The organism is Bacillus sp. N13C7 (assembly GCF_026790065.1).
In the GTDB taxonomy this organism is placed as follows: Bacteria; Bacillota; Bacilli; order Bacillales; family Bacillaceae; genus Bacillus.
In genome coordinates, this window is the sequence record NZ_JALAMO010000005.1 from 267323 (window position 1) to 287989 (window position 20667).

General features: G+C 43.7%; 19 protein-coding genes. All 19 read right to left on the reverse strand.

The window, feature by feature from the left end; translation table 11 throughout:
• Positions 1–153: 153 nt before the first annotated feature.
• The 19 genes from recA to dpaB all read right to left on the reverse strand — a co-directional run bounded on the left by recA (position 154) and on the right by dpaB (position 20665).
• A complete protein-coding gene (recA, locus tag MOB98_RS06210) occupies positions 154–1200 on the reverse strand; it encodes a recombinase RecA (RefSeq protein WP_268358412.1) in 1047 nt (348 codons plus the stop codon).
• 172 nt (positions 1201–1372) lie between these two features.
• Complete coding sequence (locus MOB98_RS06215) at positions 1373–2623, reverse strand: competence/damage-inducible protein A (RefSeq protein ID WP_268358413.1); 1251 nt, start codon at positions 2621–2623, stop codon at positions 1373–1375.
• A gap of 18 nt (positions 2624–2641) precedes the next feature.
• Entirely contained in the window at positions 2642–3223 is a 582-nt protein-coding gene (gene pgsA / locus MOB98_RS06220) for a CDP-diacylglycerol--glycerol-3-phosphate 3-phosphatidyltransferase (protein WP_003238444.1), read from the reverse strand.
• Between the two features lie 49 nt (positions 3224–3272).
• Positions 3273–4184 (reverse strand): cell shape determination protein RodZ, encoded by a 912-nt coding sequence (gene rodZ / locus MOB98_RS06225; protein WP_419900967.1) that lies wholly within the window; start codon positions 4182–4184, stop codon positions 3273–3275.
• A gap of 18 nt (positions 4185–4202) precedes the next feature.
• On the reverse strand, positions 4203–4994 hold the full coding sequence (locus MOB98_RS06230; RefSeq protein ID WP_268358414.1) for a YmfK family protein: 792 nt from the start codon (positions 4992–4994) through the stop codon (positions 4203–4205).
• Between the two features lie 129 nt (positions 4995–5123).
• Positions 5124–5381: a DUF3243 domain-containing protein gene (locus MOB98_RS06235; protein WP_268358415.1), complete on the reverse strand. Its 258-nt coding sequence runs from the start codon at positions 5379–5381 to the stop codon at positions 5124–5126.
• 80 nt (positions 5382–5461) lie between these two features.
• Positions 5462–6190, reverse strand: a complete 729-nt coding sequence (gene ymfI / locus MOB98_RS06240; RefSeq protein WP_268358416.1) for an elongation factor P 5-aminopentanone reductase — start codon at positions 6188–6190, stop codon at positions 5462–5464.
• A gap of 54 nt (positions 6191–6244) precedes the next feature.
• Entirely contained in the window at positions 6245–7531 is a 1287-nt protein-coding gene (yfmH, locus tag MOB98_RS06245) for an EF-P 5-aminopentanol modification-associated protein YfmH (RefSeq protein WP_268358417.1), read from the reverse strand.
• Entirely contained in the window at positions 7528–8808 is a 1281-nt protein-coding gene (gene yfmF / locus MOB98_RS06250; protein WP_268358418.1) for an EF-P 5-aminopentanol modification-associated protein YfmF, read from the reverse strand. The genes yfmH and yfmF overlap by 4 nt, the downstream gene beginning before the upstream one ends.
• A 259-nt stretch (positions 8809–9067) precedes the next feature.
• A complete protein-coding gene (gene bcbE / locus MOB98_RS06255) occupies positions 9068–10279 on the reverse strand; it encodes a bacillibactin exporter BcbE (protein WP_268358443.1) in 1212 nt (403 codons plus the stop codon).
• 138 nt (positions 10280–10417) lie between these two features.
• Positions 10418–11143: a GntR family transcriptional regulator gene (locus tag MOB98_RS06260; protein ID WP_268358419.1), complete on the reverse strand. Its 726-nt coding sequence runs from the start codon at positions 11141–11143 to the stop codon at positions 10418–10420.
• Between the two features lie 142 nt (positions 11144–11285).
• Entirely contained in the window at positions 11286–13649 is a 2364-nt protein-coding gene (spoIIIE, locus tag MOB98_RS06265) for a DNA translocase SpoIIIE (protein WP_268358420.1), read from the reverse strand.
• A 130-nt stretch (positions 13650–13779) separates the two neighbouring features.
• Entirely contained in the window at positions 13780–13992 is a 213-nt protein-coding gene (gene tepJ, locus MOB98_RS06270; protein WP_268358421.1) for a TepA modulator TepJ, read from the reverse strand.
• Entirely contained in the window at positions 13989–14726 is a 738-nt protein-coding gene (gene tepA / locus MOB98_RS06275; protein WP_268358422.1) for a translocation-enhancing protein TepA, read from the reverse strand. The genes tepJ and tepA overlap by 4 nt, the downstream gene beginning before the upstream one ends.
• Positions 14727–14841: 115 nt before the next feature.
• Positions 14842–16509, reverse strand: coding sequence for a ribonuclease J2 (rnjB, locus tag MOB98_RS06280; RefSeq protein ID WP_268358423.1), 1668 nt, complete (start codon positions 16507–16509; stop codon positions 14842–14844).
• Between the two features lie 178 nt (positions 16510–16687).
• On the reverse strand, positions 16688–17560 hold the full coding sequence (dapA, locus tag MOB98_RS06285; RefSeq protein WP_268358424.1) for a 4-hydroxy-tetrahydrodipicolinate synthase: 873 nt from the start codon (positions 17558–17560) through the stop codon (positions 16688–16690).
• Between the two features lie 30 nt (positions 17561–17590).
• The gene (gene dapG / locus MOB98_RS06290) at positions 17591–18805 is read right to left on the reverse strand and encodes an aspartate kinase (RefSeq protein ID WP_268358425.1); all 1215 of its coding nucleotides are present in this window, start codon (positions 18803–18805) and stop codon (positions 17591–17593) included.
• A 91-nt stretch (positions 18806–18896) separates the two neighbouring features.
• Positions 18897–19937, reverse strand: a complete 1041-nt coding sequence (asd, locus tag MOB98_RS06295) for an aspartate-semialdehyde dehydrogenase (RefSeq protein WP_268358426.1) — start codon at positions 19935–19937, stop codon at positions 18897–18899.
• Positions 19938–20062: 125 nt separating this feature from the next.
• A complete protein-coding gene (dpaB, locus tag MOB98_RS06300) occupies positions 20063–20665 on the reverse strand; it encodes a dipicolinate synthase subunit B (protein WP_268358428.1) in 603 nt (200 codons plus the stop codon).
• Between the last annotated feature and the right edge of the window lie 2 nt (positions 20666–20667).

Here is a 20667-nt window from a genome sequence, read left to right on the forward strand (position 1 = left end):
AAAATAAATTCCATTTTGCACACGTTTTGTTAGACGAATGAAGCACTGAAAAAGTTGTCAAAAAAAGCAATATTTTTATCATTTTTTTGCAAAATACAAAAAGGCTGAGTTTTTTCCCCCAGCCTTTTGTATCATTTCAAACTGATTTTATTTTTATTCTTCAAATTCGAATTCTTCTTGTGCCTCTTCAGCTTGCTGCTGCGCTACCCCGTGATTATCCAAGCCGTAATGTTCGCGAATTTGCTCCTGGATCATCAGCATGATATCTTTATTTTCTTTCAGGAATTGTTTTGCATTTTCACGGCCTTGGCCAAGACGCTCTTCTTCATATGAGTACCATGAACCGCTTTTTTGCACGATATCAAGTTCAGTTCCCAGATCAATGATTTCGCCTTCTTTTGAAATACCTTCTCCGTACATAATGTCAACCTCGGCTGTGCGGAACGGCGGAGCCACCTTGTTCTTCACGACTTTGATTTTCGTTTTGTTCCCCATTACGTCATTCCCTTGTTTCAGCTGTTCAGCACGGCGCACTTCAAGACGCACGGAAGAGTAGAACTTCAGCGCACGGCCGCCAGGAGTTGTTTCCGGGTTCCCGAACATAACGCCGACTTTTTCACGAATTTGGTTAATGAAAATCGCGATTGTCTTCGATTTATTAATAGCCCCTGAAAGCTTACGAAGGGCTTGAGACATTAAGCGTGCTTGTAAACCGACATGCGAATCTCCCATGTCGCCTTCAATTTCCGCTTTCGGAACGAGAGCCGCCACTGAGTCAACAACAACAATGTCAACTGCACCGCTTCGAACCAATGCTTCCGCAATTTCAAGCGCCTGCTCGCCTGTGTCAGGCTGAGACAGTAAAAGCTCTTCGATATTGACACCGAGCTTTTGCGCGTATACCGGATCTAACGCATGCTCCGCATCGATAAACGCGGCTTGTCCGCCCTGCTGCTGAACCTCAGCAATCGCATGCAGCGCCACAGTTGTTTTACCAGAGCTTTCTGGTCCGTATACTTCAATAATCCGCCCGCGCGGATATCCGCCAATTCCCAGTGCTGTATCAAGAGCGAGGGAGCCGCTTGGAACAGTAGAAATTCTTGTATCTGTCTTTTCTCCCAGTTTCATAATGGAACCTTTGCCGAACTGTTTTTCTATTTGTTTAAGAGCCATATCTAAGGCTGCCTGACGATCACTCATTCTATTTTTTCCTCCTTTATGTTACCACTACATATACTATACCCTGTTTGAAGGGATTTGCCAAGAAAAAAGCGAACGCATATTCGGATTTTTTCTTGGCGTGATTTCTTTCAAAATATCATAATGTATCAGAGAAATCATGTTTTCTTAGGAGGATAATGTGCTGAAAATATTATTTTTGCTCTAAAAGCTTCAAGATTAAATGGCAGCCATATTTAGCGCCGCGTTTTCTGATTCCCGTTCTGGAGCCAGCAAAGTGAAACTCGTGAACCTCTTCTTTTCCATTTGCTGAAATGCCGATAAACACGTGTCCAGGGTCATGCCCTTCTTGAGCATCAGGTCCTGCTACACCGGTAAAGCTGATGCCGATATCGCTCCCAGTGAGTTTTTGAACACCTTTTGCCAGCTCTAAAGCACACTCCTTGCTGACTGCGCCAAAACGCTCTAATGTATCCTTCTTAACGCCAAGCACATTCTGCTTCACGTCGTTTGTATAGCAAACGACGCCGCCGGCAAATAATGTTGAAGCGCCGCTAAGATCGGTCAGCCACTCAGAAAACAGCCCGCCGGTGAAGCTTTCCGCCGCGGAAAGCGTAATGCCTTTTTCCTTACATGCTTTAGAAAGCTCTTTGACAAGGGAAGTGTCATCGTAGCCGTAGAAAAATTCACCGACACGCTCTAGGATAAGAGCCTCTGTTTCTTTTAACAAACGCTCTGTTTCCTTTTCATCTGCATGCTTGGCTGTCAGACGCAGCGTCACCTCACCGTCGGCAGCCAAAGGAGCGATTGTCGGGTTCGTTTGTGCATCAATGATATCTTCCAAATCAGCTTCAAGCTGGGATTCGCCGATACCGAAAAAGCGAAGAACGGTTGACACAATTTTTTCATTTGAGCCCATCTTTTTCAGCAGAAGAGGCTTTGCCTCGTTTTCAACCATTGGACGCAACTCGCTTGGCGGCCCAGGAAGAAGCATATAAAAGCGCGATTCATGCTCTATGAGCATTCCCGGAGCCATTCCAAAGTGATTCGCAAGTACGTCAGATCCTTCAATCACAAGCGCCTGTTTGCGGTTATTAGGTGACATCGTGCGTTTTGTTCGCTTGAAATAATCCTCAATAGATTGAAATGCCTCATCATTTAACACAAGCGGACGTCCCAGCGCATTTGCAATCGTTTCTTTCGTCAGATCATCTTTTGTCGGTCCGAGACCTCCTGAAAAAATAATGAAGTCAGAGCGTTCTTCTGCAATGCGGATGACCTGCTTCAGCCGCTCCGGATTATCTCCGACTGCTGTATGATAAAATACGTTTACTCCGATTTCAGCGAGCTGTTTGCTGATAAATTGAGCATTAGTATTGGCGATTTGGCCAAGCAACAGCTCTGAACCGACTGCAATAATTTCTGCTTTTTTTGGAAATTCCATGACGTAAGTCCTTCTTTCTTAGTTAGATGTTTTTAGCGCTTCCCAGTTTTTAGAGAAATATTCCCAGCCTGATACGACTGTAAAGAAGACGGCTACCCACAGCGCCAAGTCAGCAAATGGGAATGACACAAGTTCAAACGGAAGATTATGAAGAAGCAATGCGGATACTGCAATGATTTGTGCCCAGGTTTTAATTTTACCAAGCATATTAGCAGCAACGACTTCTCCTGTTCCGGCTAAGACAAGCCTTAAACCTGTTACGGCAAACTCTCGGCTGATTATCACAATAACCATCCAGGCTGGCGCAAGATCAAATTGAACAAGGATAATTAACGCTGCGGACACAAGCAGTTTGTCCGCAAGCGGATCAAGAAACTTCCCGAAGTTTGTCACGAGATTCAGTTTTCGGGCATAATACCCGTCCACCCAGTCTGTTGTGGATGCAATAATAAATAAAATAGCGCCGGCCAAGTGTGCAACCGGGATCGATTCATCTCCAAATTCGAGCCTGCCCCAGTCAAACGGTGCCAGCATGATAATCATGAAGATTGGGATTAATGCGATTCTAGCTAGTGTGATTTTATTTGGTAAGTTAAACATAAAGCCCCTCCAGTTTCATACTCGGACGTGAAGAAAAGTCATCTGGTAATTAAGATGACTTTTCTTCCTTTTTATTTACAATCTTTATGGTTTGTGCCATCACATCTTTCGGATCCAGTTCATATGAAAGAACCTTACCGTTGATTTTTATTTTCAGATTAGGTGCATATCCGGTGCGGATTTCAACTTGTTTCTGATCAGTTATATCTTTTTTAAAGGTTTCGTCTTTTTTCAGCGTTCCCTCTTTTAACGAGCTGCTGTTTTCATCGCGCACCCGAACCCAAGAGCTGTCTGATGCCTTCAGTTCAAGCTCGATTTTATCAGCGCCGGACACTTCATAAGTCGTTAACGATCCTTCGGTGCCAGCTGCTTTAATCTCCAGTTTATCACTGTCTTTTTCTTTTTTATCTTCGTTTTCTTTTGTTTCTTTTTTAGTGTCTGTCTCTTTTTCAGAGCTGTTATTTTGATTTTCTTTTAGCGTTGAATCTTTAGGGATTTCATACTTGCTTTCACTTTGCGTAATTGATTTTTGAGATGCTGCATTATTATCATCGCTGTTTTTATGATTCGCAAATTGAATGATCGCGTACACAATCGCTATCACGACAATGACACCGAGAATCACAAGTATTGTTGGCAGCAGTTCCAGCGCCTTAGATGCTGACTTTGGCATTTCCTTTTGAAGATTCATGCCGGAAATCTTTTCAGACACATCGTCATGATACGTATTTGGGATATCTTTTTTATGCTCCTCAAACAGCTGATCCGCATCAAGCCCGACGGCTTCCGCATATTGCTTGATGAATGCCCGAACATAAAACTTCCCCGGGATAATGTCATAGTTACCTTCCTCCAAGGCGGTTAAATACCTTTTTTGAATCTTTGTTGCCGCTTGGAGATCATCCAATGACATTGCTTTTTCCTCTCTGGCTTCTTTGAGCCGGATTCCTAGTTCAGTCACAACAAACACCTTCCAATTTTAAAAATCAAAGCTTGAAAACCCGGATTGATCAAACATTTGGGGTTCTTCGGCATGTTCATATGTAATAACCTCATCAGGTTCATTTCTTAGTTCAATAATATAATCAAAGTCATCGAGTGTATACTCTGTATTTTGAACAAATATGTCCGGATGCTCCACGACTTTTGTTGCAGGCAGCCTCATGATTTCTCTGACCAGCTGGAGATGGCGTTCTGACCCTCTTCTTGTTGACACAATTCCGTCAACGATAAAGACATTTTCAGTGCTGTATTCATCGGCAATCAGCTGGCTTCTTATTGTCTGCTTCAGCAAGGTCGATGACACAAACAGCCACCTTTTGCTAGCACAAACGCTGGAGGCCACAATCGATTCTGTTTTTCCGACACGCGGCATACCACGGATTCCGATTAATTTATGGCCTTCTTTCTTGAACAGCTCGGCCATAAAATCGACTAATAAGCCGAGCTCGTCCCGTTCAAAGCGGAACGTCTTCTTGTCATCAGCATCCCTTTGAATGTAACGGCCGTGACGTACGGCAAGACGATCGCGAAGACGCGGTTCTCTCAGCTTCGTTACTTTAATTGTTTCCATCGTTTTTAAGATTGATTCTAATCGTTTAATTTGATCTATATGGCGGCACCTGAGGAGCATTCCCCTTCTGGAAAGATCGACGCCGTTTATCGTTACAATGTTAATAGAAAGCATCCCAAGAAGAGATGAAATATCCCCGAGCAATCCGGGGCGGTTGACTTGAATTTCATATTCAAAATACCATTCGAGCTTTGCCAAATGATATACCCCCTTCATTGTGGCAAAATTTTACCTTCCTTTATCATAAAGCATTTTTCTCTAATTAGAAAGAAGAATGTTGCTGTGATGAGGAAAACATAAAAAAGAGAGGAAAAATCTCCTCTCTTCCTAGTGAGTGCTGTTATTTTCAACAAGCTTAACCATCATATTGGCAATGGCGCGCTGTTCATCTTTTGATGCAACGCTCCACAGATCTGCCAGCACTTTTTCCTGCTCGTTCTTAGAATCCACTTCATTAGCCAAGTAACTGCCGATTTCTGTCGCTAGATCTGTAATTGTATCCTGGCTCATGCCTTTATCTTGCGCATAGTTCAGACGGTCGCCAAGGAAGTTTTTCCAGCTATCCCAGTTTTCTAATACTGACATGCTTGTTTCCTCCATTTCATGTGAAGTTACAAGATTATTGTGTCCCTCGCAAAGGAAACTATACATCGAATATTTTCGGGTCAGCAGTGCCAGCCGCCATTCACCGACAGAATTTGGCCGGTAATATATGACGCTTTTTCAGACAGAAGAAAAGCTGTTGCATCCGCAATTTCTTGCGGCCGGGCAAGCCTGCCGATCGGAATCTCATCAGCGATCTCCTCTTTTTCAGACGGGGTGAATTGATTCATCATATTTGTATCAACCGCGCCCGGCGCTACGGCGTTTACTCTGATGCCGCTTGGCGCCAGCTCCTTAGCCAGCCCTTTTACAAACGAGTGCTGGGCTCCCTTTGCCATGCTGTACAGCACTTCACAAGATGCTCCAGTTTCTCCCCAAATTGAGCTGACAGCCACAATCGCTCCTGATTTCTTCCGGATCATGCCTGGAAGAAGGTTTCTCGTCAGCATATACGGACTCGCCACATGGAGCTGAACCATTTCCTGGACCGTTGCATTATCCACATCCGTAATCAGTCCAAAATGGCTTCTTCCGCTGTTTAAAATGATCGCATCAATTGGCTGAACAATTGAACTTGTCAGCCTATCTGCTCCTTCTGGCGCGGACAGATCGGCTTGCAAAATCTCAGCATGCACGCCAAATGTCTCACTTGTTTTTTCAGCAAGCTCCGCTGCCGCGTTTTGATTTGTATTGTAATGCAGCAGCAGATTGTATCCCTCTGCCGCAAGGGTTTCGCTTATGCTTTTGCCAATGCCGCCGCTTGCTCCGGTGATTAGTGCTGTTTTGTTCATCCTCTTTCCTTCTTTCCGCAGAAAAACACCCCTCACACTGGAGGGATGTTTTGTTTATGATTTAGGAACAACCTTGCAGACAGTCAGTCTATCCGCAGCAATTTCCTCTTCTATCACTTGCTGGACATCTTCAAATGTAATTTGCTCAAGAACCGTTACGACATCAAACAGGCTCATATCCAGGAAGGCATAACGGGTGAATTGATTGGCGATGTATTCAGGTGAATTCAGCGCTTTTAAGAATGTACCAATCTTTTTCTTTCTGGCAAGTTCAATCTTTTCAGCCGTAATCAGTTCACCGGCGCGCAGCAGCATGCTTGAAATGTTTTCAGCCAATTGGTCAGGTTCCGGCGTATCTCCGCCGATCGCCGCAAAACCGAACCCGTATTCAGCAGTAAAATCGAAGCTGAACGTTTCATCAATATATCCTTTTTCATAAAGTGATTCGTACTGGGCAGAGCTTTTGCCAAAAAGAGATTCAAGCAGCAAGTTCATTGAAAGCTCATGCTTTAACAGCTCTTTGCCTAATTTAAACGGGTTCTTTGATTTCAGCCCGACAAGGCATTTCGGACCCTGTACGTTCATTTTAATTTCTTTTTCTTTTCGGAAAACCGCTTCTTGCTCCTCTACTTCCTCCCGTTTGATCTCCGGCTGATCCGTATATGGCTTTCTTTCCTGATTTTCTCTTACCTGAGAAATGATCGCTTCAGGATCTACAGGACCGACAATAAAGAGGAGCATGTTGCTCGGGTGATAAAACGTTTCATAGCATTCATAAAGAAGGTCTTTTGTAATATGTGAAATGCTTTCTACTGTTCCGGCTATGTCAATTCTGACAGGGTGTTCTTTGTACATGTTTTCAATGACCCCGAAGTAAAGCCTCCAATCAGGGTTGTCGTCATACATGTTAATCTCCTGCCCGATAATCCCTTTTTCCTTTTCAACCGTCTTTTCAGTAAAATACGGGTCCTGCACAAAATCGATCAGCGTTTCTAAATTGCGTTCAACATTTGAAGTGCTTGAGAAAAGGTAAGCCGTTCTTGTAAATGATGTAAACGCATTGGCAGAAGCGCCCTGTTTGCTGAAATCTTGAAAAACGTCTCCGTCCGCTTTTTCAAACAGCTTGTGCTCAAGAAAATGGGCGATGCCGTCCGGCACGTGAACCATCTCGTTTTTATCTAAAGGGACAAACCGGTTATCTATCGAGCCGTACTTTGTTGTGAAGACCGCATATGTCTTGTTGAAGCCTTTTTTCGGCAATACGTAAACGTCAAGGCCGTTTGGCATTTTTTCATGGTACAGCGTCTCCTGAAGCTGTTCATATTCGATTGGTTTGATCAAGATGCACCCTCCGTCCCTTTTAAGAAATAAGTCGTATCAAGCTGAATCTTTTCGCCGGCTTTTACGATATCCTCTTTTGTGACCTTCTCAATATTGGCGAGGAAGTCTTCGATTGGAATATCGACTTGGGCAGCGGCCTGCTGATATAAAAACTCAGATAAGCCGTACGCAGTATCAATGGTTTCCAGCACTTGATTTCGAATGACGGCCTTTGTCTGATCGATGTCCTGCTCACTGAAGTCACCGTTTTTCATTGCCTGGAATTGTTCCGCAATAATCGAAACAGCCTGTTCGTAATTTTTCACTTCAATGCCCGACATTACCATTAACAATCCTTTAAAACTTTCTATACGCGAAGCGGCATAGTAAGCAAGACTGGCTTTTTCCCGAACATTGATGAAAAGCTTGGAATGAGAGAATCCGCCAAACAGTCCGTTAAACACTTGTAAAGCAGGATAATCCTGATCCGTATAAGTGATACCAGTGCGGTAGCCGATATTCAGCTTTCCTTGTTTGACATCTTCTTCATCAATCACTTCTTTAGGCTGGGCCTTTTGCTCAGCGTGATTGTTTTGAGTCGTGCCAAGGATGCGCTCTTCCGTTTGAAAATACTTGTCAATTGCCTCGTGCACTTGGTTACTGTCCACATCGCCAACGACATAAAGGTCAAGCTGGTCTTTTTGAATAGCGGTTTTGTACGTGTCATATAATTGATCGACCGTAATGGCATCGACATCGTCGATTTCACCATTGACATGGAGTGCGTAAGGTTCATTTTTGCACATTTCCTGTATCAGCCTTAAATTCGAGTAGCGCATTTTATCATCATAAACGGCTTGGATTCTTTGCTTGAGCGTCCGTTTTTCCTGAGCCACATATTGTGGCTGAAAAGCGCCTCCCTCTAAAGCAGGCGAAAAAACGATTTCTGCGAGAAGCTGCAGGCCTTTTTCTAGAAGCGGCGTTTGATCTTTTAAATATTTTTCATTCGGGATTTCAAGCCTGAATGTAATGACGTGCCGCTCTCCTTTTTTCGAAAGATCCGCCGATACTGACGTGCCGTACAGTTCATCCAAATAAGAACGCAATTCTGCTGTTTTCGGATGGCTTTTTGTTCCGCGAAGAAGCACATGCGGGAGCAGCGCTCTTTTAGTGACTTGGTCTTTTGTCAGCGGCGCAAGCATTTTAAATATAAGTGAAACGGTTTTGAATTTTTCTGTTTCTACAATGTGTGCGGTTAAACCGCCGTGCTTTGTTTTGATTTCATTTACATATGACATATGGAACCTCCTTCGTTCATTTCTAATTAGTATGTATTATGACCAATTTTCAGCATGCGCAGAAACACTCTTTCATGTAATTATAGCAACTGTAGGATTTATAAGGAAACAATAACCTCCGCCTGACAAGACGGAGGATGTTTAGTTGATCCTTTTTCATTCAGAAAGTCCTGTTTGCGCCTCAAAATGACAGAAGCAAACTGCTGAAAATATGCCGTTAAATGGCCGGTATCATAGTCAAAGCAAAAAAGACGGTTGGTTAGACCGTCCCTAAGTTTTTTTCTTCCTCTTCGCTTTTTTTAGCATCGACAGTAAAGATCACTAGGAATAAAGAAACAATGCTGCAAAACGCCGATAGAATAAAAATAAGCCAGCTTGCATTAGACATTAACGCCGCAAACACAGGAGGACCGAGAGCTACTCCTATAAAGCGCATACTATTGTAAAAGGAAGAAATGGTTCCGCATTGCTCACTCTCAATGCCTTCGGTTATCAGCGCATCTAAAGCAGGAAGAGCCATTCCGATCCCAATTCCGCCAAAACTTAAAAAGGCGAATAATAAATAAAAACTGTGGTTCCACCACAAAGCAATAAACGACAGCGTTAACATAATCATTCCTGTCACCACGCAAAATTTCATTCGGCCTTTATCTTTGCCGATCTTTTTGCCGGCTATAAAAGAGCTGGTTGACAAAAATAAAAGTGGTATTGCCAGCAATCCGCCTTTTGCCACCCCGTCAATGGCATACTTGTTCTCCAGCGTATCTGATAAATAAAATAATACGCCGAATAACAAAAACATGATCACACACCCGATAATAAAAACTGTATAAAGCCAGCGCCCATCCTGTTTAAAGATTTTCCGCACACTCTTGATAAACTCAGAAACCGCAGGCGCATCTTCATCTTCTTCAGGCTTGGGCACCAAAAACAACACGAGTAAAAAGCTGACCAAACAGAAAAACGGAATAAACCAAAACGGAACAAACCAGTACCAAGAAGCCAGTAACGCACCAAGTATGGGACTCAGTACTTTCCCTGACGTGTTGGCGGTTTCAATATCGCCAAGACCGGCGCTTACCTTTTCATCGTCTCCTTCAAACAAATCGCCGATAAACGGCATGACGATAGGAGCTGCACCTGCAGAACCGATCCCTTGAAGAACCCTGCCCGCCAAAATCATAGCGTAAGGATTTTTCATATAGGTGGAAGCAAAAGCTGCCACTACCCCCCCTAATCCTGCAATGATGAGGCAAGGAAGCAATATTTTCTTTCTCCCAAATCGATCTGACAGATACCCCGCAATTGGTATGCAAATAATTGCCACCACTGAATATACGGTGATAATTAAAGACACTTGAAATGAAGTCACCGACAGTTTTTTCTCCATCATCGGCAGAACGGGAATCAGCATGGAGTTCCCGAGTGTCATTACAAGCGGTACGGAAGACAATGCAATAATCGTTTTCATTCCATTTTTCTTTCTCAACATTTTCACCCATTCACTTTCTTGTCATCCCTTATATGTTGCGTTAATCAGCGTCAAAGTATGTACAAAGAAACATGAATCAGCGCAAATAAAAAAACAGACACATCACAGGCGTCCGTTTTAGAATCGTTTACGTAAAACATGAAATCTGAATTTATCCGCTCTAAAATAATTTAATGAATAAAGCACCGGTTGGTCGTGCTGATCGTAATGGATTTGTTTTAACAGCAAAAGAGCTGTTTCCGGATCGCATTCAAGCACTGGAGAAATGGTATCATGATAGCCGATCGGTTCAATATCAGTCACTGCATAGCTGATCACGGAGCCAGAATTTTTCTCAAGCAAATCAAACATAGATTCTTGCTGATGAGAAAAAGAATTCGGCAAAATATCCATCGGAATTTTGTCTATACAATATACAATCGGCTGGCCGTTAGCTGTCCTGACTCGTTCGAGGTAAAAAAGTTCTTGCCCTTCTGCCAAATGAAATCTCTTGACGTCGTCTTCAGACGGCATGAGCACTTGCGATGATAGAAAAATCGTGCCAGGCGTCATATTCGCCTGTTCTATCATCTTGGTTACACTGTTCAGCTGTTCAATGCCCGAAAGAAATAACGGCTTAGAATGGACAAAAGTGCCTACACCATGCCTTCTGATAATCACATGCTCTTCTTCCAGTATCCGCAAGGCTTCTCTAAGCGTCGCTCTGCTGACGCCCAGCTTTTTAGAAAGCTCAAATTCAGAAGGCAGCTTTTCCTTCTCGGTGTAGATTCCATTTTTAATATCCTCTTTAATTCGTTCAATTACTTTTAAATACAAGTGCCGATTATCAGCTTTTGTAGACATGTTTCCCCTCCGTAAACCACTTTCGATAAAAATTATTGAACAATTGGGACAACTATATCATGTTTTGTCGAAAAAATAAATAGCCAGGTGTTAGTTTACATAATGATATTATTGACAACTACAGAAAACTGAACTCCCTTCATTACGAAGAGAGCTCATCATATTTTTCTTTTGATAATAAGACTTCCCTGGGTTTACTGCCTTCATACGGCCCGACAACCCCTCGTTCCTCCATTGCGTCAATCAGGCGCGCCGCTCTCGTATAACCGATTCTGAATCTTCTTTGCAGCATTGAAACAGATGCTGTCTGCATGCCGACGATTAATTCAACCGCTTCATCATAAAGTTCATCAGTAACCTCGGAATGAGATTCCGTTGTTTCCTCAGGAATCATTTCTTCCTGATATTGCGCTTTCTGCTGCGTAATCACATGATCGACGACCTTTTCCACTTCGTCATCCGACAAAAATGCTCCCTGCACACGGACAGGTTTATTAGCGCCGACAGGCAAAAACAGCATATCGCCGCGTCCGAGCAGCTTCTCAGCGCCACCCATGTCAAGAATCGTCCTGGAATCCGTCTGTGAAGAAACGCTGAATGCAATTCGTGATGGAATATTCGCTTTGATAACACCTGTGATAACGTCAACCGACGGCCGCTGTGTCGCAATAATGAGATGGATGCCGGCAGCCCGCGCCATTTGGGACAATCTCGTAATCGAATCTTCCACATCAGATGAAGCGACCATCATCAGATCCGCCAGCTCGTCCACAATGACAACGATATAAGGCAGCTCAGGCTGTTTCGCTCCTTCTTCATTGTTGGAGCGCTTTATATAATCATTATAACCTTCAATATTTCTTGTACCTGTATGAGAAAATAATTCGTATCGCCGTTCCATTTCATTGACGACTTTTTTCAAAGCCTGTGAGGCTTTTTTCGGATCGGTTACAACTGGGGCAAGCAAATGTGGAATCCCGTTGTAGACATTCAGTTCTACCATTTTAGGATCGATCATCATCATTTTCACTTCATGCGGTTTCGCACGCATCAAAATGCTTGTAATAATGCCGTTGACACAGACGCTTTTCCCGCTTCCTGTTGCGCCTGCAACCAATAGATGGGGCATCTTATTTAACTCAGCGAGCACAGCCTCACCTGAAATATTGCGGCCGAGTCCGATTAGAAGCTTTGCATCCGGTCTGTCATTTAATTTAGACTCGAGCACTTCCTTCAGTGATACCATCGCCACTTCTGCGTTCGGAACCTCAATACCAATTGCTGATTTTCCTGGTATAGGCGCCTCGATCCTGATATCTTTTGCCGCAAGTGCTAGCGCTAAGTCATCGCTTAAATTGACAATTTTGCTAACCTTCACTCCGACGTCAGGATACACCTCATATTTTGTTACAGCCGGCCCGAGATGAACCTGCGTCACTTTCGCCTTTACGCCAAAGCTCTGGAAGGTTCGCTCAAGCTTTCTCGCATTTTCATAAATATTCTTTTTATCAGCCTGCTGGCCGGTATGCTTCGGATCTGCCAGTAAATCCAGTGACGGCATCTCGTAATCCTTATTTTCCAGCTCCGTAAAGGTCATTGGTGGAGCAGAAACAGTTTCCTGATCACTTGTCTCCGGTTGGATGTCCTGAAGCGGCTCTGATACAGGTTCGGAGCGCTTATCTATAACTGGAGGCTCTTCATCTTCATTTCGATCTGAAAAGCTTGAGATAATCGGCTCTGAATGAATAAGAGGCGATGCTGTTTCTGGTTCCTCCTCTTCATCAGAAGGCTCTGGTTCCATTTGCTCTTTTTTGCGGTCCGGTTTATGTTTTTTGCTCGGCGATTTCGTTTTTTTCGATGACTTCATATTCGTTTTGACGGATTTCATATCATCAACAAATGCAAACCATTGTTCTTTTATAAAGCGGCCAATCGGGCTCATCCACTTTTTCAGCGTTTCTTGAAGTGAGCGCCCTGTGACCAGAATCATTCCGATCAAAATCATTACAATCGCCATAATTTGAGAACCAGTCGACGCAAATAAAAAGTGTGAAGCCGCAAACAGCAGCGCACCGATCATCCCTCCACCTAAATCAGGTGAAGCGGAGCTGCCATTCATGTCCATCAAAAACAATTCCCATGTGTTGCGAACAACGCTTGCGGATTCTATCGACCCTTTGTGCGTTAGATTTTTAAACAGCTGCACGTGAGAAAGGAGCAATATGCTTGCAATAATGCAATACAACCCGGCCTTTCGTCTCGTTAATAAGCTAGGCGTTTTCTTCTTCCAAAACAGCGAGACTCCTAACACCAATAAACCTAACAAGCATAAAATAAACCATTCTCCAGCAAAAAAGCGGAACAAGTAAATAAAGGTTTGCCCGACTACCCCCAGCTGCAGAATCGCGATAATTGAAATGGCGATACACAGCAACCCGTTGAGTTCGTATTTGATATTGAGCTGTTTCGCCTGTTTTTTTCTTGATTTTCGTTTTTTCTTTGCCACACTCATCACCTTACTGCGTTAAAAAATGTAAGTTCATACATAATGAAGAAAGCAGCCGTTTACAGGCTGCGGTTTTTCTGTAGGATTCCCCTATTATAGCATATTTTGCCCTTAAAAAAGGGGTGGAATCTTATACGTTTAATTTCAGCTTTTGTCCCGGAGAAATGTCCGGGTGGAGAAAATGCATTGGATTTGTGCTCATGATTTGTATGACTTCCGCTTCATTGCCTTTCATCTCGACAAGGAGCGGCACACCTTTATATTCAATCTGCTCATGTGGGCTCGTCTGTTGGTTCTGTTCCGCAAATACAATTTCCTGCGGCATCACGGTATACAAAATCATTGAATCATCCGTCCTTCTTCTCGTCTCGCCTCTTCAATCAGTTCATTCAGCTTATTAATCGCTTGTCCGACACCGCCAGCGTGATCGATCAGTCCGTATTCAACTGCATCCTTGCCGACTACATTTGTTCCGATGTCACGTGTTAAATTTCCTTTTGAAAACATCAGCTCTTTAAACTTCTCTTCGGTTATATTTGAATGGCTTGTCACAAATTTTACAACTCTTTCTTGCATCTTATCCAGGTATTCAAACGTTTGTGGCACACCGATGACCAGTCCTGTCAGCCGAACGGGATGAATCGTCATTGTTGCTGTTTCGGCGATATAGCTGTAATCACAGGATACCGCTATCGGAACGCCGATGGAATGCCCTCCGCCAAGCACGATGGAAACGGTCGGTTTTGATAAAGACGCGAGCATTTCAGCTATGGCGAGACCGGCTTCTACATCTCCTCCGACAGTATTTAATATAATCAGTAAGCCTTCAATTTTAGGATTTTGTTCAATTGCCACAATCTGCGGGATAACATGCTCATATTTTGTTGTTTTGTTTTGCGGAGGAAGCTGAACATGACCTTCTATTTGTCCGATAATGGTCAGACAATGAATATTGGTATCTTGGGGCAGCTGCGGGAGCGTCGTTTCACCAAGCTGCTGTATTTTATTCATAATGCTGTCTTTCGCATCATTTTTTTCAGTACGTTCTTCTTCTGAGTTTTCCATACGATGATCCATCTCGCTTTCACCCTTTCCGAGTTTCTCTTTGTATTATGAACAAAGATACTCAATTCAATCCCGGCTGAAAGGGCAAAAAATAAAGACCGGAACTGCTCCGGTCTTTAGTCAGACATTATACTTCCATAATAATTGGGATGATCATCGGTTTACGTTTGGTTTTTTCATATAGGAATTGGTTCAAAGCATCCCGCATTGCCTGCTTCAGCGTTGACCATTCAACATTTGATGTTTCAGTCGCTTCTGTCACGATGGAACGGACAAGCTCAGTAGCCTGTACGATAAGGCCTTCAGACTCTCTTACATAAACAAAACCGCGAGTGATAATTTCTGGCCCTGATACAAGATGTTTCTTTTGTTTATCAAGTGTAATGACAACGATTAAAATTCCGTCCTGTGAAAGTAAGCGGCGGTCTCGCAACACGATATTGCCGATATCACCGACACCTAATCCATCAATTAAAATATTGCCGTACGGAACTTTATCCCCGATTTTCACGTTTTGCCCACGGAATTCAACGACGTCTCCTTTTTCAATTAAGAAGATGTCACTGCGCTTCATGCCGATTTCCTCAGCGATTTTTGAATGAGCTTTTTGCATTCTGTATTCGCCGTTTACTGGAATTAAATATTTTGGTTTCAGCAGATTGATCATCAGCTTTAACTCTTCTTGTGAGCCGTGGCCAGACACATGGACACGTTTTTGGGCAAAGATGACTTGTGCACCGGCTCTCGCGAGAAGATCTACAGTTTTTGAATAAATGAGTTCTTGCCCAGGGATTGGTGTAGACGCAATGACAACCGTATCCCCTTCTTCAATGTTCAGCTGTTTATGAGCTTTGTTTGCCATTCTTGTCAGGGCAGCTAACGGTTCACCTTGGCTGCCGGCTGTAACTATCGCCACTTCGCGCTTCGGATATTTCTTGACATCCTGCACGGAAATAAACAGTTCATCATCTGCTTCAATATATCCAAGCTTTCTTGCCAGCTGCAGGACAGATTGAAGATTTTTTCCGGCAACGGCAATCTTTCTTCCATTTTGAGCCGCTGCATGAATGACTTGCTGAATCCGGTTAATATTGGATGCGAAAACGGCAATAATCACCCGATTATCAGAATTATAAAGCGCGTCTGAAATTTCTCCGCTGACAGCTGCTTCCGATGGGGTATAACCCGGACGTTCCGCATTTGCACTGTCAGAAAGCAGGGCGAGCACGCCGCTATTGCCGATCTTGGCGATCTCGCCAATGTCGCACATTTGATTAAGTGCAGGTGTTTGGTCAAATTTGAAGTCTCCTGTGCATACAATAGATCCAAGTGATGTTTTAAAACTTACACCTACGGAATCAGGGATGCTGTGAATCGTTCTAAAGAACGATACTTTAGTCGATTCAAATGTAATGACAGATTTTGAGTGAATTTCTCTTAAATCAGTTTTTCGGTTATGTCCGTATTGTTTTAATTTTTCTCTTAACAGTGCAAGCGTCAGCTTTGTCCCATACACTGGAACGGACAGCTTGTTTAATAAGTAAAAAACGCCGCCGATATTTTCATCGTGCCCGTGCGTTAAAAAGATTGCCTTGACGCGTTCAGCCCGTTCAATCAAATATGATATGTCAGGAATTACTACATCAATACCGAGCATCTCGTTTTCTGGGTGCATAAGGCCGGCATCAACAACAAATATGTCTGAGTCAATTTCGATGACATAAAGGTTCTTCCCAATTTCTCCGACACCGCCAAGGGCGATAATTCTAACGTTTTCTGTATTTTTCTTTTTCAAAATCTATATCCTCCTAGTCTCATACCCGTCCATCATCACTTGTTCCTATTATAACTGAAAGTAAATTTAGAAAACAAGATAAAGCAGAAGGTTTAGGGAAAACCAATATGTATAAGAAACGGTCAAACTCAGCTGAATGTGAGAATGACCGCGTTTGTTTCACTGTATGAAATTTTTCTTACAGTTCGCTGATCGTGCTGCTTAAGCTCAGCCGTTCATCTTCGGTTAACGGGACAAGGGGCAGACGCACTGAACCGACATCAAGGCCTCTTAGCTGAAGCGCTGTTTTGACCGGAGCAGGGTTAGGCGCTTTAAACAGTTCCTTCATAATCGGCAGCAGTTTCTGATGAATCAGTGCCGCATTAGCTGTTTGCCCATTCGTATAATTTTTGATCATTTGCTGCATATCAGAGCCTGCAATATGGCTCGCCACTGAAACAACTCCTCTTCCTCCGACTGCGAGAATAGGAAGCGTCAGGGCGTCATCTCCTGAATAGACAGAGAAGTCTTCCGGCGTTTCCGCAACAATTTTGGTAATTGCTTCGAGGTCTCCGCTCGCTTCTTTAATCGCAACAACATTCGGAATGTCTTCCGCCAAACGAATCGTCGTTTCAGGAGCCAGAGAAGCAACCGTACGGCCCGGCACATTATACAGCATAACCGGAAGAGACGTTTCTGCCGCAATTGCTTTAAAATGCTGGTACATCCCTTCTTGTGAAGGCTTATTGTAATACGGCGTAACAAGCATAACCGCATCTACGCCCGCTTCCTCAGCTTTTTTTGTCAGCTTAATGGAATCTTTCGTGTTGTTGCTTCCAGTACCCGCAATCACAGGTACACGTCCGTTCACTTCTTTTACCGTATATTCAAAAAGCGCAATTTTTTCTTCGGTTGAAAGGGTTGGAGACTCTCCAGTTGTTCCCGCCACTACTAAAGAATCCGATCCGTTTTTCAACAAGTAATCAATCAGTGTAGACAGTTTTTGAAAGTCTACGTTCCCTTTATTGTCAAAGGGCGTAATCATCGCTGTAGACACATTTCCGAAATTCATTTTTTTCACCTCATCATGATTCAATCACATTTACTTGGAAAGTTCAAACACTTCATGCAAAGCGTTTACAGCAGGAACCATATCCGCTTCATGGACGAGCACCCATATCGTCGTATGGCTGTCAGCCGACTGAAGGATCGGAATTTCTTTTTCTGAAAGAGCCGATACAATTTTGGACGTGACACCAGGAACACCCATAATGCCTGCTCCGACCGCTGATACCTTCGCACAGTTTCTCGTTATCATCGGATCATAGCCCATATCCATTAAAATACGCTGAGCCGTTTCTGTTTTATTGCCGGCCACCGTATAGACGATCTCACTAGGTGTAATGTTAAAGAAATCAACGCTGATTCCCGCATTCGCCATCGCTTTGAACACTTCAGTCTGAACATTATACTGGCCGATTTTCGCTGGCACTTTGAACTGTGTGACATCTTTGACATGGGCAATTCCCGTAATCAGCCTTTCGAAAACATCGCTTCCGACTTTGGAAGAGTGATGCGATGTCACCAACGTGCCTTTATCTTTCGAATAAGTCGAACGGACGCGGATCGGTACTTTTGCCTGCATTGCAATTTCCACAGCCCGCGGATGAATGACTTTTGCCCCTTGATACGCCAGGTTGCAAATTTCCGTATACGTCACGACAGGAAGCGGTTTCGCATTTTCCACCACTCTCGGGTCAGCGGTCATCACGCCTTCAACATCGGTGAAAATATCGATGTAGTCTGCATCAACCGCTGCTCCGAGTGCGGCTGCGGACGTATCGCTTCCTCCCCTGCCGATTGTTGTTGTATCACCTTTTTCAGTTGCGCCCTGGAATCCTGCGACGACGACTGCGTCATGATTCGCGAGCACACTGAACAAACGCTCTGGTCTCATTTCAATGATTTTCGCATTGGTATGCTGGTCATTTGTTAAAAAGCCAGCCTGCGCTCCTGTCAGTGCAGCTGCTTTCACACCGTTATCAAGCAGCATGCTGGTAAAGACGACAGAGGAAATAGTCTCTCCGCAAGATAAAAGCAAATCCTGCTCCCGTGGAGAAATCGCTGACTGATCGCCGTAAAGCAGCCCCAGCAAAGAATCTGTTGCGTACGGGTCTCCTTTCCGGCCCATCGCTGAAACGACAACGACAACCTTATATCCTTCACTAATTGCTTCTTTAATATGCCCTAAAGCCAGTTTGCGGCCTTTATCATCTTTTACAGAAGTTCCGCCAAACTTTTGAACAATTATCTTCACTGTTTTCACTCCAAATTATTCGGACGTAACAGAAGAGAGCAGGCTGATAGCGCCTTACTCTCTTCTATTCGTCTTTGGGAAATTCTCTCTTTTATACGAGGTTTAGTTTTTTCAGGCTTTCTGCAATCTGAACAGAGTTCCATGCCGCGCCTTTTAATAGGTTATCAGAAACAACCCATAAATGAAAACCGTTTGCTCTGTCCAAGTCTTTGCGGATGCGGCCTACAAACACATCGTTTTTGCCGACGGCATCAGCAGGCATCGGATAAAGCTGCTGGCTTGGGTCATCCTGAAGTGTCACGCCCGGAGCTTCTTTTAATAGATTTTTAATATCTTCAACGGTAGCGTCATCACGGTCTACCTCAATGTAGACGGACTCTGAGTGCCCAGTTTGAATTGGCAGTCTTACACAGGTCGCCGCAACTTGAAGCTCCGGCATGTGCATGATTTTTTTCGTTTCATTTATCATTTTCATTTCCTCAAACGTATAGCCGTTATCTTGGAATTTATCAATTTGCGGAATCGCGTTGAAGGCGATTTGATAGTGTTTTTTGTCACCTTTTACAGGCATGATCGCAGGCTCAATTTCTTCTTGATTTAAAATGGCCTGTGTTTGGCTGTAAAGCTCTTTTACAGCTTCATTTCCCGCTCCTGATACCGCCTGGTAAGTTGATACGATGACTTTGTTTAAGCCATATGCTTTGCGGATCGGCTCAAGAGCCGCAACCATTTGGATTGTAGAGCAGTTAGGATTGGCAATAATGCCGTTGTGTTCATGCAAGTCTGCCTCATTCACTTCAGGCACGACAAGCGGTGTATTTTCGTCCATACGGAATGCACTCGTATTATCTATAACAATAGCGCCGCGTTTTACAGCTTCTGGTGCCAATGCTTGTGATACGCTTCCGCCGGCGCTGAATAAAGCAATATCTATCCCTTCAAAGCTCTCAGGAGAAGCTTCTTGAACAGTCAGCTCTTGGCCTTTAAACGTGACTTTTGTCCCCGCAGAGCGTTTTGAGGATAGCAATGTAAGTGTGTCCATTTCAAAGTTTCTGTCTTCAAGTGTTCTAAGCATTTGTTGCCCTACAGCTCCTGTCGCTCCGACAACAGCTACGTGTAAACCTCTTCCCATCTGTAAAACTCCTTCCGCCAATCAGCATCATTGAATTGATTTGACTATGATTTTACGTTTTATTTTACCATAGAATATGCGGGTGATGACCGAATTTTTTAGTTTGGGAAAGATTTTCTGTAAATTTAGTCATTTCCCTGATAATTCTCAACTAGAACTGGCTGAAGCTGCTGATGCAATAGCGCCTTTTCAATCGTTTGCGGAAGCAGATCCATTTTGGCCACCATTGAATTCGGTTTTTTAAATGGATCGTCTTGCCCGAATGGTATAAAAAAGATATTTTTTGTTGACATTAGTCTCATTAAATTGGTTCCGTTTAAACCGAGAGCATCATTTGTCGAGATGCCAAGAACCACCGGCCGATTGTTTCGGATTGTCGCTTTTGCCGCCATTAACACCGGACTGTCTGTCATCGCATTTGCCAGCTTGCTCATTGAATTGCCTGTTAAAGGAGCAATGACCATGCAGTCAAGAGGCAGCTTCGGCCCAAGGGGCTCTGCCTTTACAATCGAATCAATGGCCTCATATCCGGTCAGTTCTTCAATTTTTTTGACCCATTCTGCGCCCTCTCCAAATCGGGTATTTGTCGATTTCACGTTAAATGTGACAACCGGACGGACTTCAGCCCCTTCGTTGACCAGTGCCTCAATCTGCGGGAAAACGGCTTCATATGTGCAATGTGATCCGGTCAGCCCAAACCCGATTCTTTTTCCTTTTAATGACGACATGC